This window comes from Streptomyces sp. NPDC034085, assembly GCF_055575555.1.
The window spans coordinates 255,308-269,498 of the sequence record NZ_JBVISL010000007.1 but is presented as its reverse complement, the minus strand read 5'-3'; the positions used below and the strand labels follow the sequence as shown (position 1 = coordinate 269,498).

Below are 14,191 nucleotides of genomic sequence, written 5' to 3'. Positions count from 1 at the left end.
CGGCCGGATCGCCCCTTAAGGTGACCCCATGACCACCGCGTCGGACCCCTCGTACCCGGCCCACTGGGAAGCGGACGTCGTGCTGCGCGACGGCGGCACCGCCCGCATCCGCCCCATCACCACCGAGGACGCGGGCCGGCTGGTCAGCTTCTACGAGCAGGTCTCGGACGAGTCGAAGTACTACCGCTTCTTCGCCCCCTACCCCCGCCTCTCGGACCGCGACGTCCGCCGCTTCACGCACCACGACTACGTGGACCGGGTCGGCCTCGCCGCCACCATCGGCGGCGAGTTCATCGGCACCGTCCGCTTCGACCGCATCGGCCCGGACGGGCGGCCCGCCTCCGCCCCCGCCGACGAGGCCGAGGTGGCCTTCCTCGTCCAGGACGCCCACCAGGGCCGCGGGGTCGCCTCCGCCCTCCTCGAACACATCGGCGCGGTGGCCCGGGAGCGCGGCATCCGCCGGTTCGCGGCCGAAGTGCTGCCCGCCAACACCAAGATGATCAAGGTGTTCACCGACGTGGGCTACCAGCAGAAGCGCAGCTTCGAGGACGGCTCCGTCCACCTCACCCTCGACCTGGAACCCACCGCCGAGTCCCTCGCCGTCCAGCGCGCCCGCGAACAGCGGGCCGAGGCCCGCTCCGTGCAGCGCCTCCTCGCCCCCGGCTCCGTCGCCGTGATCGGCGCCAGCCGCTCGGGGGCCGGTGTGGGCGCCACCGCCCTGCGCAACCTGCGCGACGGCGGCTTCCGCGGGCACCTCTACGCCGTCAACGAAGCCCGCGCCCCCGGCATGGAGGGCGACCTCCTGGAGGGCGTACGGGCCTACCGCGGCCTCGCCGACATCGGCGCCCCGGTCGACCTCGCCGTCATCGCCGTCCCCGCCGGCCGGGTCCCCGACGCCGTCGCCGCCTGCGGCGAGCACGGGGTGCAGGGCCTCGTGGTCCTCTCCGCGGGATACGGCGAGAGCGGCCCGGCCGGACTCGCCCGGCAGCGCGAACTCGTGCGCCAGGTCCGCTCGTACGGGATGCGCCTCATCGGCCCCAACGCCTTCGGGGTGATCAACACCGCCCCCGAGGTGGGGCTGAACGCCTCGCTCGCCCCGGCGCCCGCCTCCGCCCGCGGCCGGATCGGCCTGTTCACCCAGTCCGGGGCGATCGGCATCGCCCTGCTGTCGGCGCTGCTGCGGCGCGGCGAGGGGCTGTCGTCCTTCGTCTCCGCCGGGAACCGGGCCGACGTCTCCGGCAACGACATCCTCCAGTACTGGTACGAGGACGGGGCCACCGACGTCGCCCTGATGTACCTGGAAACCCTCGGCAACCCCCGCAAGTTCACCCGCCTCGCCCGCCGCACCGCCGCCGCCAAGCCCGTGGTCGTCGCCCGCGGCGGCCGCCACACCCCCGCCGGGCACGTCGTCCCCGGCACCCGGCTCCCCGAGGCCACCGTCTCCGAGCTGCTGCGCCAGGCCGGCGTCATCCGGGTCGACACGGTCACCGAGCTGGTCGACGTCGGCCTGCTGCTGGCCGGACAGCCGCTGCCGGCCGGCCCCCGGGTCGCGATCCTCGGCAACTCCGAGTCCCTCGGCGTGCTCACCTACGACGCCTGCCTGACCGAGGGGCTGCGCCCGCTGCCCCCGCTGGACCTGACGACCGCCGCCGGCCCGGCCGACTTCCGGGCCGCCCTGTGCGCCGCGCTCGCCTCCGGCGACTGCGACGCCGTCGTCGTCACCGCCATCCCGTCCGTGAGCGACCGCGAGCTGGCCGACGACCTCGCGCAGGCTCTGCGCCAGGCCGTGGCCGAGGTCCCGGGCAAGCCGGTGGCGGTGGTGCACGTGGAACTGGGCGAGCTGGTCGAGGCCCTCTCCGCCGCCCGGGGCGCGTCCCCGGCGGCGCCCGCCGCCGAGCCGCTCCCGCCCGCCGGACCCCCGGCCGGCGCCGACGGGCGGCCCGGCGGACACGGCACCGATGGCGGGCCCGGCGTGGAGGGCGCCGGCCGGATCCCCGCCTACCCGGCCGCCGAGCGGGCCGTCAAGGCCGTCGCCGAGGCCGTGCGGTACGCCCGCTGGCGCCGGGACAACGCGGAGACCGGCCACGTCCCCGAGTACGAGGACATCGACGAGGCGGGCGCCGCCGCCCGGCTCGCCACCCTGCTGGCGGGCGTCGACGCCGGCGCCGTCCTGACCCTGGACGAGGACGCCGCCCGCGACCTGCTCGCCCGCTACGGGATCCGGGTGCTGCCCACCCTGCCCGCCCCCAGCCCCGACGCCGCGGTCCGCGCGGCCCGGGTCCTCGGGTACCCGGTCGCCCTCAAGACCACCGCCCCGCACCTGCGCCACCGCGCCGACCTGGGCGGCGTACGCCTCGATCTCACCACCGAGGCCGAGCTGAGACGCTCGTACGAGGAGCTCACCGACGCCCTCGGCAAGCCGGCCGAGCTCCAGCCCGTGGTGCAGGCGATGGCCCCGCGCGGGGTCGACACCGTCGTCCGCGCCACCGTCGACGCCGCCGCCGGAGCCGTGCTGTCCTTCGGGCTCGCCGGAGTCGCCTCCGAGCTGCTCGGCGACACCGCCCACGGCCTGGTCCCCGCCACCGACCGGGACGCGGCCGCACTGATCCGCTCCATCCGCACCGCGCCCCTGCTCTTCGGCTGGCGCGGCAGCGACCCCGTCGACACCCCCGCCCTCGAGGAGCTGCTGCTGAGGCTGTCCCGGCTGGTGGACGACCACCCCGAGGTCACCGGGGTCTCGCTGGAGCCGGTCGTCGTCGCCACCGAGGGCCTGTCCGTGCTCAGCGCCACCGTCCGCGTGGCACACCCGCCCGTACGGACCGACCTCGGCCCGCGTACCCTGCCGAGCTACTGAGCGCAGGACAGGTAGGGGTACCCCGCACGGGCCTTAGGATGGACCCCATGGCGAAATCCGGTACGACGACCCAGGGACTGCGCACGGCCATCGAGCGCAGCGGCTACTACCCGGCCCTCGTGGCCGAGGCGGTGGAGGCCGCGGTGGGCGGCGAGCCGATCTCGTCGTACCTGGTCCACCAGGAGACCACCTTCGACTCCAACGAGGTGCGTCGGCACGTCACCGTGCTGGTCCTGACCGGCAACCGGTTCATCGTCAGCCACACCGACGAGCAGGCCGCCGACGCCGGATCGCCGTCCCCGTACGCGACCACCTCCACCGAGTCGGTCAAGCTCGCCAGCATCTCCTCCGTGGTGCTCAGCAGGGTCGTCGCCAACCCCGAGTCGTACACCCCCGGCCAGCTGCCCCGCGAGGTCGTCCTGACCATCGGCTGGGGCGCGGTCTCGCGCATCGACCTGGAGCCCGCCGCCTGCGGCGACCAGAACTGCGACGCCGACCACGGCTACACCGGCAACTCCACCGCCGACGACCTCAGCCTGCGCGTCAGCGAGGCCGGCGACGGCCCCGAGACGGTGCGCCAGGCGCTGCTCTTCGCGCAGGCGCTCAGCGAGGCGACGGCGGCCACCTCCGGTCCCGCCCGCTGATGTCGTACTCCGCGCCGCCGAACTGGCAGGACGAACCGGAACTGCTCGACCTCGCCGGCGCCCCGGTCCCGCAGTACGGCACCGGCTCCCTCGCCGACCTGCTGCCGACCCTCGCGGCCGGTCAGGGCGTACCCGGCCTCACCGCCGGGATCGCCGAGCTGAGCCCGGCCGACCGGAACTGCGTGTTCCTGGTCGACGGCATGGGATGGGAGCAGATCAGGGCCCACCCGCAGGAGGCGCCGTTCCTGACGTCCCTCCTCGCGGGCTCGCGCGGCGGCACCGGTCTGCCGATCACGTCCGGTTTCCCCGCGACCACCGCCACCTCCCTGGCCTCCGTCGGCACGGGCCTGCCGCCCGCCCGGCACGGCCTGCCCGGCTACGCCGTCCGCAACCCGGCCTCCGGCGAGCTGATGAACCAGCTCCGCTGGCACCCGTGGACCCCGCCCAAGCCCTGGCAGCCGTACCCGACCGTCTTCCAGCTCGCGGACGCGGCCGGAGTGCACACCGCGCAGGTGTCCGCGCCGAACTTCCAGACCACCCCGCTCACGAAGATCGCCCTCAGCGGCGGTACCTTCCACGGCCGGATGACCGGCGAGGAGCGGATGGACCTCGCCGCCATCCAGCTCGCGGGCGGTGAGCGCTCGCTCGTGTACACGTACTACAGCGAACTCGACGGCGCCGGCCACCGGCACGGCGTGGACTCCGACGCCTGGCGCGGCCAGCTCATGTACGTCGACCGCCTCGTGCAGCGCCTCGCGGAGCAGCTGCCGCCGCGGACCGCCCTGTACGTCACCGCCGACCACGGCATGGTCGACGTCCCCTTCGACGAGGACTCCCGGATCGACTTCGACGAGGACTGGGAGCTGGGCGCGGGCGTCGCCCTGCTGGGCGGCGAGGGCCGCGCCCGGCACGTCTACGCGGTGCCGGGCGCCGAGGCCGACGTACTGACCGTGTGGCGCGAGGTGCTCGGCGACCGCTTCTGGGTGGCGAGCCGCGAAGAGGCCCTGGAACTGGGCTGGTTCGGACCGCCGGGGGAGTGCGACGAGCGCGTCCTCGGGCGGATCGGCGACGTGGTCGCCGCCGCCCAGGCCGACGTCGCGATCACCGCCTCCCGCAACGAGCCCAACGAGTCGGCGCTGACCGGCATGCACGGCTCCATGACCGCGGCCGAGCAGCTGGTCCCGCTGCTCGAGATCCGCACCTGACGGCCCCGGCCCCCCGGTCCCCCTGCCCCCGCCCCTGACCTGAAAGGTCCGTACTTCCCATGCCCGAGCTGGTGTTCTTCTCCGGAACGATGGACTGCGGAAAGAGCACCCTGGCGCTCCAGATCGCCCACAACCGCGACGCGCGGGGACTCCAGGGCGTCATCTTCACCCGTGACGACCGGGCGGGCGAGGGCAAGCTGTCCTCCCGCCTGGGGCTGGTGACGGAGGCGGTCGAGGCGCCGGAGGGCATGGACCTGTACGCGTACCTGGTCGCGCAGCTCTCGAAGGGCGGCAAGGCGGACTACGTGATCGTGGACGAGGCGCAGTTCCTGGCCCCCGAGCAGATCGACCAGCTGGCCCGCATCGTCGACGACCTCGGTCTGGACGTCTTCGCCTTCGGCATCACGACGGACTTCCGCACGAAGCTCTTCCCGGGCTCGCAGCGCCTGATCGAGCTGGCGGACCGCCTGGAGCAGCTCCAGGTGGAGGCCCTGTGCTGGTGCGGCGCCCGCGCCACGCACAACGCCCGTACCGTCGGCGGGGAGATGGTGGTCGAGGGCGCCCAGGTGGTGGTCGGCGACGTCAACCGCCCGGCGGAGGAGATCGGCTACGAGGTCCTCTGCCGCCGCCACCACCGCAAGCGGATGACCTCGGCCGCGGCCCACGCCGGCGCCCTCTCGCCGGACGTCCTCCCCGTCAACCACGCCTGACGGCCCCCGGGACGCGGGCGGGCGTCAGAACCGGCCGGGCGCGGCCGGGCCGACGATGCTGAACACCGCCCCGTCGGGGTCGCGCAGGGTGCGCTCGTGCGGGAACGAGCCGGAGCCCGGGGTGGTCAGGAGGCTGCCGCCCAGCGCGGTGGCCGCCTCCACCGCGGCTTCGAGGCCGGGCACCCGGAAGTGGATGCGCCAGCGCGGCCGCAGGTGCGGGTCGGGGGCCTCCGCGAGCGTCCCTCCGTGCAGGCGGGCCACCGTCCGGCCGGCGCGGCGGAGCAGGATGCGGTCGTTCTCCTCCACGTAGGCGACCTCGCAGCAGCCGGCGTGGCCGCCGGCCCACTCCAGCACCTCGCCGTAGAAGATGACGGCGTCGAAGGCGTTGCGGGTGTGCAGTTCGAGCCAGGCCGGCGCGGCCTCGCCGCCCATACCCCAGTCGGGGATGGCCTCGCCCTGCCAGATCCCGAAGACCGCCCCGTCGCGGTCGGCGGCGAGCGCGGCCCGCCCCGTGCCGAAGGACAGGGGGCCGACGGCGACGGTGCCGCTGCGCTCCAGGATCCGTGCCGCCGTGGCGTCGGCGTCGTCCACGGCGAAATACGGGGTCCAGGCGACGGGGATGGAGAGCGCGGGGGGCAGGGCGCCGAGCCCGGCCACCGGCACCCCCGAGGCGAAGCCGACGGCGAAGGCCTCGCCGAGGTGCGCGGGCCCGAATTCCCATCCGAGGACCGCGCTGTAGAACTCCTTGGCCGCGCCGAGGTCGCGGGCCATGAGGCTGACCCAGCAGGGTGCGCCGAACGTCTCGTGACTCGATGTGGACACGGTCAACCCCATCCGCCGGTGCACCCCCGGAGCCCTTCCACCCTACTCGCGGGCACCTCCCGGTGCCGTCAGGCCTCCGGGGCGAGGCCGTCGGCGATCAGGCCGGCCAGGACCGCCTGGCCCAGGGCGTGGACGGCGGACTGGGGGCGGACCATCACCGTGAACTCCTTCACCCGGCCCGCGTCGTCGAACTGGAGCAGGTCGATCCCGTGGATCTGCCTGCCGGCCACCACGGCCCGGAAGGGCAGGATCACCGACGGGGCCTCCTCGCCGTCGCCGCTCGTCTCGGCCGCGCCCTCCAGCCGCCCCAGGTAGCGCAGGTCCTCGAAGGTGCGCATCAGGACGCCGAAGAGGCCGAGCACGGCGTCCTTGCCTTCGAACGGGACGAACTTCACCGGGCTGTAGAGCCGGATGCCGGGTGCGAACAGCTCGTCGAGCGCGTCGAGGTCGCGCTTCTCCACGGCGGCGCGGAAGCGTTCGGCGGTCTCCATGGGCCCCTCCTCTGATCCGTGACTACTCAAGAATGCGAGTAGTCAGTTTTTTGAGTATGGTGCCGGGGCGGGCACCGAAAGGGAAGAGGGAACGGCCATGGCCTTGCGGCACGCGGTACTGGCGGCGCTGCTCGACGGCGAGTACAGCGGCTACCAGCTGGCGAAGTCGTTCGACATCGGCGTCGCGAACTTCTGGCACGCGCTGCCCCAGCAGCTCTACGCCGAACTGGCGAAGCTCGAGGCGGACGGGCTGGTCGCGGGCCGGGAGGTGGTGCAGGAATCCCGCCCCAACAAGCGGCTGTTCCGGGTCACCGACACCGGCCGGGCCGAGCTGGAGCGGTTCGCCGCGGCCCCGGCCAAGGCCTCCTCCATCCGTGACGACCTCCTCGTGAAGGTCCAGAGCGCCGACCGCATCGGCACCGCACCGGTCATCGCGCAGCTCGAGGAGCGGGCGGCCGCCGCCGAGGCCAAGCTCGAACTCCTCGGCAAGCTGCTGCGGAACATGCGCGGCGATCTGGACGAGGACGAGTACCTGCTCCGGGGCGAGCGGATCGGCGGCTACCTGACCTGCCTGCGCGGCATCGCCTTCGAAGAGGGCCACCGCGACTGGTGCCGGCGGACCGCGGACGTGCTGAGGAAGAGGAAGGGGAGCATCGGTGCGGAACAGTGAGTACCTGCGCTACGTCGCCCTGGGCGACAGCCAGACCGAGGGGCTGGGGGACGGGGACGACACGGTGGGCCTGCGCGGCTTCGCCGACCGGCTCGCCGGGCACCTCGCGGCGGCCTCCCCCGGGCTGACGTACGCCAACCTCGCGGTCCGGGGCCGGCTCGCCGGACAGGTCCGCGCCGGACAGCTCGGACCGGCCCTGGCGCTGCGGCCGGACGTCGCCACCGTCACCGCCGGGGTCAACGACCTGCTCCGGCCGCGCTTCGACGCCGCCGCGGTGGCCGGGGAGCTGGAGGAGATGTTCGCCGCGCTCACGGCCGCGGGCGCCCGGGTGGCCACCGTGACCTTCCCCGACGTGGCACGGATCGTCCCCCTGGCCCGGCCGCTGAGCCCCCGCGTGCATGACCTCAACGACCGCGTCCGCGCCGCCGCGGCCCGGCACGGGGTCGTGGTCGCCGAGACCGGCAGGGAGGCCGTCGCCACCGACCCGCGCATGTGGGCCGCCGACCGGCTCCACGCCAGCTCCCTCGGCCACGCCCGGATCGCCGCGGCCCTGGCCGAGGCCCTGGAGCTGCCCGGCAGCGACGGGACCTGGAAGGACCCGCTGCCGCCCCACCGGCCCCGCGGCGGCGCCCGGACCGTCGCCGCCGAGCTGGCCTGGGCGGCCGGGTTCCTCGGCCCCTGGCTCGGCCGCCGCCTGCGCGGCGCCTCCTCCGGCGACGGCCGCAGCGCGAAGCGCCCGCACCTGCTCCCCGTCCAGGCCCAGGCGGCCTAGACGGCCTCAGGCGGGCGCCGTCCGCAGCAGGGCGAAGACCGCCCCCTCCGGGTCCGCGACCACGGCCAGCCGGCCCGTGATCCGCTCCCGGGGCGGGGTGACGACCCGGCCGCCCAGCTCGGTCACCCGGGCGGCCGCCGCGTCCGGGTCCGCCACCTCGAAGTACGTCATCCAGTGCGGCCCCCGGTCGTGCGGGAGCGACCGGCCGACCCCGTGGACGGCGGCGACCGGACGGCCCGCCAGGCGCAGGGTCAGGTAGTCGAAGTCGGCGGAGGCGTCCGGGTGCCGTTCGGCCTCGTGGCCGAAAACGTGCTCGTAGAACTTGCCCACCGTCGAGGTGTCCTGGGTGAGCAGCTCGTTCCACACCGGGGTGCCCGCCGCCCCCGCCCGCCGGGGCGCGAGGTGTCCGTCGGTCTGCCAGATCCCGAAGATCGCACCCAGCGGGTCGGAGCAGATCGCCATCCGCCCCGCGGCCCCCGCGTCGAGCGGGCCCACCGCGACCGTGCCGCCGCAGGCCCGGATCGACTCGGCGGTGCAGTCGGCGTCGTCGGTCGCGAAGTACGGGGTCCACGCCACCGGAAGGTGGCGGTCCGGGGGCATCTCGCCGATCCCCGCGACCTCCTCCCCGTCGAGGAACGCCCGGACGCACGGCCCGAGCTGGGTGGGGCCGGGCTCGTACTCCCAGCCGAAGAGGTCGGCGTAGAAGTCCTCCGTGCTCCCGAGGCCGTGCACCATCAGGCTCACCCAGCACGGTGTGCCGGGTGTGCGCCGCGAAGCCCCAGATGCCTCCGTCATGTCAGCCGTCTCCTGCCGTCGTGTCCCTGTTCCCCCGCGGAGTTCCCCCGCAGATGCTTCCACTCCGCACCGCCCGCCGCCCCCCGACCGGCCGCGTGGACGGCGCCCGGTACAGAGATGACCGAATCACTGCGGCCCGTCGGTGTCCGGCTTGTCACACGGGTTCGAGCGCGGGGAGGAAGATGGGCTCATGACTGCGATCCTCTCGGCCTCCGAACTGATGAACGAGCTGGCCGCTCCCCGGCCGCCGGTGCTCCTGGACGTCCGCTGGCAGCTGGGCGGCCCCGACCAGCGCCCCGCCTACGACGCGGGCCACATCCCCGGTGCCGTCTACGTCGACCTCGACCGCGAACTGGCAGGTCCGCCGGGGGACGGCGGCCGCCATCCGCTCCCGGACCCGGAGGTCTTCGGCGCCGCGATGCGCCGGGCCGGGGTGCGGGCGGACGAGCCGGTGGTCGTGTACGACGGGGGTCTGGGCTGGGCGGCCGCCCGCGCCTGGTGGCTGCTGCGCTGGACGGGGCACCCTGCGGTGCGCGTCCTGGACGGGGGGCTCGCCGCGTGGACGGCGGCGGGCGGTGCGCTGACCGCCGAGGCGCCGGCACCGGTCGAGGGTGATTTCAAGCCAAACCCGGGGTCGTTCGGGCTGCTGCAGGCCGATGACGCGGCCGCGCTGGCCCGTACGGGCCTGCTGCTGGACGCACGGGCGGGCGAGCGCTATCGCGGCGAGGTCGAGCCGATCGACCGGGTAGGCGGGCACATCCCCGGCGCGGTGTCGGCGCCGACCACGGAGAACGTCGGCCCGGACGGGCGGTTCCTCTCCGCCGGGGAACTGCGCGCCCGGTTCGCGGCCCTGGGCGCGGCGGGCGACACCGCGGTGGGCGTGTACTGCGGTTCCGGGGTCTCCGGGGCGCACGAGGTCCTCGCGCTGGAGGTGGCGGGCATTCCGGCCGCCCTGTACGCGGGCAGCTGGTCGCAGTGGTCCTCGGACCCGGAGCGGCCCGTCGCCACCGGCCCCAACCCCTGACGCTCCCGCCGGCCGGTGGCGCCTCCCGAGGGGGCGCCACCGCGCGGGCTACTCCTGCTTCTTGCGCCGGGTGCCGAAGACGATCTCGTCCCAGCTGGGCACGGCCGCCCGGCGTCCCGGCCGGACCCCGTCGGCCTCGGCCTGCCGGTCGGTGGTGCCGGTCAGCCGCTCGCGGTGGCCCGCCACGGTGCGCGGCATGAGCACGTCCGCGTACGCCGCGCCGGCGCCGGCCGATGCCGCAGCGGCAGGGGGCTCCTCGGCCTCGGCCTCCTCGGCGGGCGGCTCCGTACGGTCGGGCACCACCAGGTCGCCCCGGAAGCTGGGCACCGCCTCCAGCAGGCTGGTCAGCGAGTCCCGTTCCTCCTCGGACTCCGGCGGCGGCGGGGCGGGCCGGTTCTCGGGCCGCTCCAGCTGCCGGTCGAGCGCGCGGTCCAGCGGCCGGTCCCGGGGGAGCCGGGCGATCCTCGGCACGAAGGGGAAGCTCGGCTCCGGCGTCGACGGCAGGTCGTCGGCCTCGCCGATCAGGGAGCGGGCCTCGTCGTCCACGGCGACGACCAGCCGGCGCGGCGGGTCGTACGTCCAGCTCGCCGAGTGCGGCTCGCCCGCCACCCGGTAGACCAGCAGGACCTCCCAGGTGCCGTCGTCGCGGCGCCAGGAGTCCCACAGCACGGAGTCCTTGTCGGCCCCGCGCAGCGAGAGGCGTTCCTGGACGGCCTCGCCGAGCTGCGGTCCGGTGTTCTCGCCGGGGCGGCGTACGGGAGTCTTGCGGGCCCGCTCGGCCATGAAGGCGCGCTCGGCCAGCACCGGACCCTCGAAGCGGCGGACCCGGTCGACCGGGATGCCGGCGAGCTGGGCGACCTCCTCCGCGGAGGCACCGGCCCGTATGCGGGCCTGGATGTCACGGGGGCGGAGGTGGCTCTCCACCTCGATCTCGATCTGGTTCAGGCGCGCGCGGTCGTTGCGCACGGCAGCGCGCAGCCGCTCGTCGATCGGAAGCGTGTACTCCGTGCTGTCCGCAGCCTTGAGCACCAGTCGTGTTCCGTCGTTCGAGACGGCCACGACACGGAGTTCGGGCATGGGGACCTCCCGGGTGGTGCCTGCCGACGTCACGTGCGTCGCTGCTTCCGCTAGTCGAGTGTGGCCTGCCCGGGTGCAGCCTGCCACAACCTTGCCGAGTTAAACCGGCGTGTCGGGCGTGCGCCCTTGATCGACGTTATGGCACGGTTACCTGTTGGGCACGCACAGTGACCACGTGGTTACTGTGCGCAGCAGGAGCCCGTGCGATACCGCGGCATCACCGGTCTTGAGTGCCGCTTCTCCATCAGCCGGCCCCCTCTCCCGGGGTCCGGACATCCGCAAGGAAGGACGGTCCCAGGGCTCGCCACAGTACTCCATTCGGGCCACCCGGGTGGACCGCCGCGCCGCCGAAGTTGTCCCGGGCGGCGGGAGTTGGCCTGCCCGGAATCGGGTCCGCATCCGGGTCCACCTGCGTACGCGCCGGATTCGGGGTGTCCGGCTCCACGGTATCCACAGAAACGGAATGCTCCGTTCGCGCGGGTGCCGGTGAGCGGCGGCGGGCCCGGCACGGGCGCCGGCGGCGCATGGGGGCGGCCGCCGGAGCCTCCTGAGCGGGGGTCAGTCCCCGAGGACCCGCCTCAGGTAGTCGTTGCCGAACAGCCGGTCGGGGTCCAGCCGGTCCCGCAGCGCGGTGAACTCGCCGAAGCGCGGGTAGGCCGCCGCCAGGTACTCCGCGTCCCGGGTGTGCACCTTGCCCCAGTGGGGCCGTCCGCCGTGGGCGGTGAAGATGCGCTCGGCGGCCGTGAAATAGGCCTGGTACGGGGTGCCCCGGTACATGTGCACCGCGATGTAGGCCGTCTCCCGCCCCGAGGCCGTGGACAGGGTGAGGTCGTCCGCCGGGGCCGTGCGCACCTCCACCGGGAAACTGATCCGCAGGCCGGAGCGGTCGACCATGGTCTTGAGCTCCCGCAGCGCCTCGACCGCGCGCTCGCGCGGAAGGGCGTACTCCATCTCCACGAACCGGACCCGGCGGGGGCTGGTGAAGACCTTGTACGGGATGTCCGTGTAGGTACGGGCCGACAGGGCGCGGCTGGCGACGCGGGCGATCGAGGGGATGGCCGCGGGGACGGCGCGGCCGAGGGAGTTGACGGCCTGGAAGAGGCCGTTGGAGAGCAGCTCGTCCTCGATCCAGGCACTGACCGCGCCGGGCGGGGCGGCGGGGCCCTGGCTGCGGTTGTTGCGCTTGGTGTTGCAGTTGCCGGTGTGCGGGAACCAGTAGAACTCGAAATGCTCGTTCTCCGCGACGTGCTGGTCGAACTCGGCGGTGACCCGCTCGAAGCCCATCGGCTCCTCACGGGCGGTCAGCAGGAAGAGCGGCTCCACCGCGAAGGTGATCGAGGTGAGGATGCCGAGGGCCCCGATGCCCAGCCGGGCCGCGGCGAAGACCTCGGGGTTCTCCTTCTCCGAACAGGTCATCAGCCTGCCGTCCGCCGTGACCAGCTCCAGCGCGCGGATCTGGGCGGCGATGGAGGCCGAGTCGCGGCCGGTCCCGTGGGTGCCCGTGCTCGTGGCGCCGGAGACCGTCTGCTCCATGATGTCGCCCATGTTCGTGAGCGACAGGCCCTGCCGGGCCAGGTCCCGGTTCAGGTCCTTGAGGGCGGTGCCGGCCGCCACGGTGACGGTGCCGGCCGCCCGGTCGACCGACAGGACGCCGCTGAGCGCCTGCGGCCGTACGAGCACCCCGTCGGTCGCGGCCGCCGCCGTGAAGGAGTGCCCGGTGCCGACGGCCTTCACCCGCAGCCCCTCCTCGGCGGCCCGGCGCACCGCCTCCTGGAGTTCCCCGACCGAGGCCGGAGTCACCACGCGCGCGGGCGTGGCGCGGACGTTGCCCGCCCAGTTACGCCACGCGGCCTGTCCGTTCTTCGCTGCTGCTGTCCCCGACGTCGCCATCGCTGGCTGGCTCCTCCCCTTGCGCCGGCCTCGTCAGCCGGCGGTAACCCGCGAACGCCACCGCCGCCGCGGCCACTCCCGAGGAGATCGAGACCACGAACCCGCGCTGGGCCCCGGCCGCGTCGATGACCAGACCGGTCACCGAGGAGCCGGCCGCGACCCCGACCGCCAGGCCGGTGCTGATCCAGGTCATGCCCTCGGTGAGCTTCGCGCGTGGTACGTGCGCTTCGATCAGGGCCATCGTGGTGATCATCGTGGGAGCGATGGCGAGGCCCGAGACGAAGAGCGCCACGGCCAGAAACGGAAGGTTCCCGGCCAGTAGGAGGGGGATCATACTCACGGCCATCGCACAGATGCCCAGTACCCAACGGCGTTCGGCCTTGCCCTTGAGGTGCAGCACCCCGAAGACGATTCCGGCGATACAGGACCCCGCTGCCCAGATCGCCAGGATGAAGCTGGCGGACGACTTGCTGCCCTGCTCCTCGGCGAAGGCCAGCGTGGACACGTCGATGGACCCGAAGATCGCGCCGGTCGCCACGAAGGTGGCCGTCAGCACCTGGAGGCCGGGGGAGCGCAGGGCGGACGCGCGGTCGGCGTCGGGGCTGCGCGGGTGCGGGGCGGGCTCGGTGGAGCGCTGGGCGGTGAGCAGCCAGACGCCGACGAGCAGGCAGCCCGCCGCGATCACCGGCCCGGCCTCGGGGAACCAGGTGGTGGACAGGCCGATGGCGAGGATCGGGCCGAAGATGAAGCAGACCTCGTCGACCACGGACTCGAAGGAGTACGCGGTGTGCAGCTCGCGCGGGGAGGCGCGGTACAGCTCCGTCCAGCGGGCGCGGACCATCGAGCCGACGCTCGGCACGCACCCCGCGACGGCGGCGAACACGAAGAGCGTCCAGTCGGGGAGGCCGTTCGCGGCGGCCAGCACGAGGGCGGTGACCGAGGCGACCGAGACCAGGGTCGCGGGCCGCAGCACCCGCCGCTGCCCGTACTGGTCCACGAGGCGGGACACCAGCGGGCCCATGAACGCGACGGCGAGGGCCAGGGTGCCGGTGAGGGCGCTGGCCATGGCGTAGCGGCCGGTCATCTCCGAGATCATCGTGAGGATGCCGACGCCCACCATGGATATCGGCAGCCGGCCTATGAGGCCGGCCGCGCTGAACCCCTTGGTGCCGGGGGCCGCGAAGATCGCGCGGTAGGGACTGGGCAAGGTCGCTCCGTAGGGACGTCGTCGGCCCAT

13 protein-coding genes are annotated in these 14,191 nt (G+C 74.3%); 7 read left to right on the top strand and 6 right to left on the bottom strand.

Going from position 1 to position 14,191, the window contains the following annotated elements; genetic code table 11:
* Nucleotides 1–28 precede the first annotated feature (28 nt).
* Genes ACZ501_RS24450 through ACZ501_RS24435 form a run of 4 tightly spaced genes read left to right on the top strand, consistent with a single transcriptional unit; the run spans nt 29 to nt 5,413 of the window.
* Nucleotides 29–2,854, top strand: a complete 2,826-nt coding sequence (locus tag ACZ501_RS24450; protein WP_468798047.1) for a bifunctional acetate--CoA ligase family protein/GNAT family N-acetyltransferase — start codon at nt 29–31, stop codon at nt 2,852–2,854.
* A 38-nt stretch (nt 2,855–2,892) separates the two neighbouring features.
* Nucleotides 2,893–3,498, top strand: coding sequence for a DUF5998 family protein (locus tag ACZ501_RS24445; RefSeq protein WP_361598848.1), 606 nt, complete (start codon nt 2,893–2,895; stop codon nt 3,496–3,498).
* Nucleotides 3,498–4,703 (top strand): alkaline phosphatase family protein, encoded by a 1,206-nt coding sequence (locus ACZ501_RS24440; protein ID WP_361598851.1) that lies wholly within the window; start codon nt 3,498–3,500, stop codon nt 4,701–4,703. Before ACZ501_RS24445 ends, ACZ501_RS24440 begins: the two co-directional genes overlap by 1 nt.
* A gap of 59 nt (nt 4,704–4,762) precedes the next feature.
* The gene (locus ACZ501_RS24435; RefSeq protein ID WP_330298993.1) at nt 4,763–5,413 is read left to right on the top strand and encodes a thymidine kinase; all 651 of its coding nucleotides are present in this window, start codon (nt 4,763–4,765) and stop codon (nt 5,411–5,413) included.
* A 24-nt stretch (nt 5,414–5,437) separates the two neighbouring features.
* Here the strand turns inward: ACZ501_RS24435 and ACZ501_RS24430 are convergent, their stop codons facing one another.
* A complete protein-coding gene (locus ACZ501_RS24430) occupies nt 5,438–6,184 on the bottom strand; it encodes a VOC family protein (RefSeq protein ID WP_361598869.1) in 747 nt (248 codons plus the stop codon).
* Between the two features lie 119 nt (nt 6,185–6,303).
* Nucleotides 6,304–6,726 carry a nuclear transport factor 2 family protein gene (locus ACZ501_RS24425; RefSeq protein WP_468798044.1) on the bottom strand — a complete coding sequence of 141 codons (423 nt, stop codon included), beginning with the start codon at nt 6,724–6,726 and terminating at the stop codon, nt 6,304–6,306.
* A 97-nt stretch (nt 6,727–6,823) separates the two neighbouring features.
* Between ACZ501_RS24425 and ACZ501_RS24420 the strand changes: the two genes are divergently transcribed.
* Nucleotides 6,824–7,396 carry a PadR family transcriptional regulator gene (locus tag ACZ501_RS24420; RefSeq protein ID WP_361598860.1) on the top strand — a complete coding sequence of 191 codons (573 nt, stop codon included), beginning with the start codon at nt 6,824–6,826 and terminating at the stop codon, nt 7,394–7,396.
* On the top strand, nt 7,383–8,168 hold the full coding sequence (locus tag ACZ501_RS24415; RefSeq protein ID WP_468798041.1) for an SGNH/GDSL hydrolase family protein: 786 nt from the start codon (nt 7,383–7,385) through the stop codon (nt 8,166–8,168). Before ACZ501_RS24420 ends, ACZ501_RS24415 begins: the two co-directional genes overlap by 14 nt.
* A gap of 6 nt (nt 8,169–8,174) precedes the next feature.
* On the opposite strand, the gene ACZ501_RS24410 is transcribed toward ACZ501_RS24415, so the two are convergent.
* The gene (locus ACZ501_RS24410) at nt 8,175–8,963 is read right to left on the bottom strand and encodes a VOC family protein (RefSeq protein ID WP_361609975.1); all 789 of its coding nucleotides are present in this window, start codon (nt 8,961–8,963) and stop codon (nt 8,175–8,177) included.
* 190 nt (nt 8,964–9,153) lie between these two features.
* Here ACZ501_RS24410 and ACZ501_RS24405 point away from each other — a divergent pair, with 190 nt between their 5' ends.
* Nucleotides 9,154–9,987 (top strand): sulfurtransferase, encoded by an 834-nt coding sequence (locus ACZ501_RS24405; protein ID WP_468798038.1) that lies wholly within the window; start codon nt 9,154–9,156, stop codon nt 9,985–9,987.
* Nucleotides 9,988–10,035: 48 nt separating this feature from the next.
* Here ACZ501_RS24405 and sepH read toward each other — a convergent pair whose 3' ends face one another.
* The 3 genes from sepH to ACZ501_RS24390 all read right to left on the bottom strand — a co-directional run bounded on the left by sepH (nt 10,036) and on the right by ACZ501_RS24390 (nt 14,161).
* Nucleotides 10,036–11,097, bottom strand: coding sequence for a septation protein SepH (sepH, locus tag ACZ501_RS24400; RefSeq protein ID WP_468798035.1), 1,062 nt, complete (start codon nt 11,095–11,097; stop codon nt 10,036–10,038).
* A gap of 525 nt (nt 11,098–11,622) precedes the next feature.
* On the bottom strand, nt 11,623–12,954 hold the full coding sequence (locus ACZ501_RS24395; protein WP_468798032.1) for a D-arabinono-1,4-lactone oxidase: 1,332 nt from the start codon (nt 12,952–12,954) through the stop codon (nt 11,623–11,625).
* Nucleotides 12,902–14,161: an MFS transporter gene (locus ACZ501_RS24390; RefSeq protein WP_361609979.1), complete on the bottom strand. Its 1,260-nt coding sequence runs from the start codon at nt 14,159–14,161 to the stop codon at nt 12,902–12,904. Before ACZ501_RS24390 ends, ACZ501_RS24395 begins: the two co-directional genes overlap by 53 nt.
* Nucleotides 14,162–14,191: the final 30 nt, after the last annotated feature.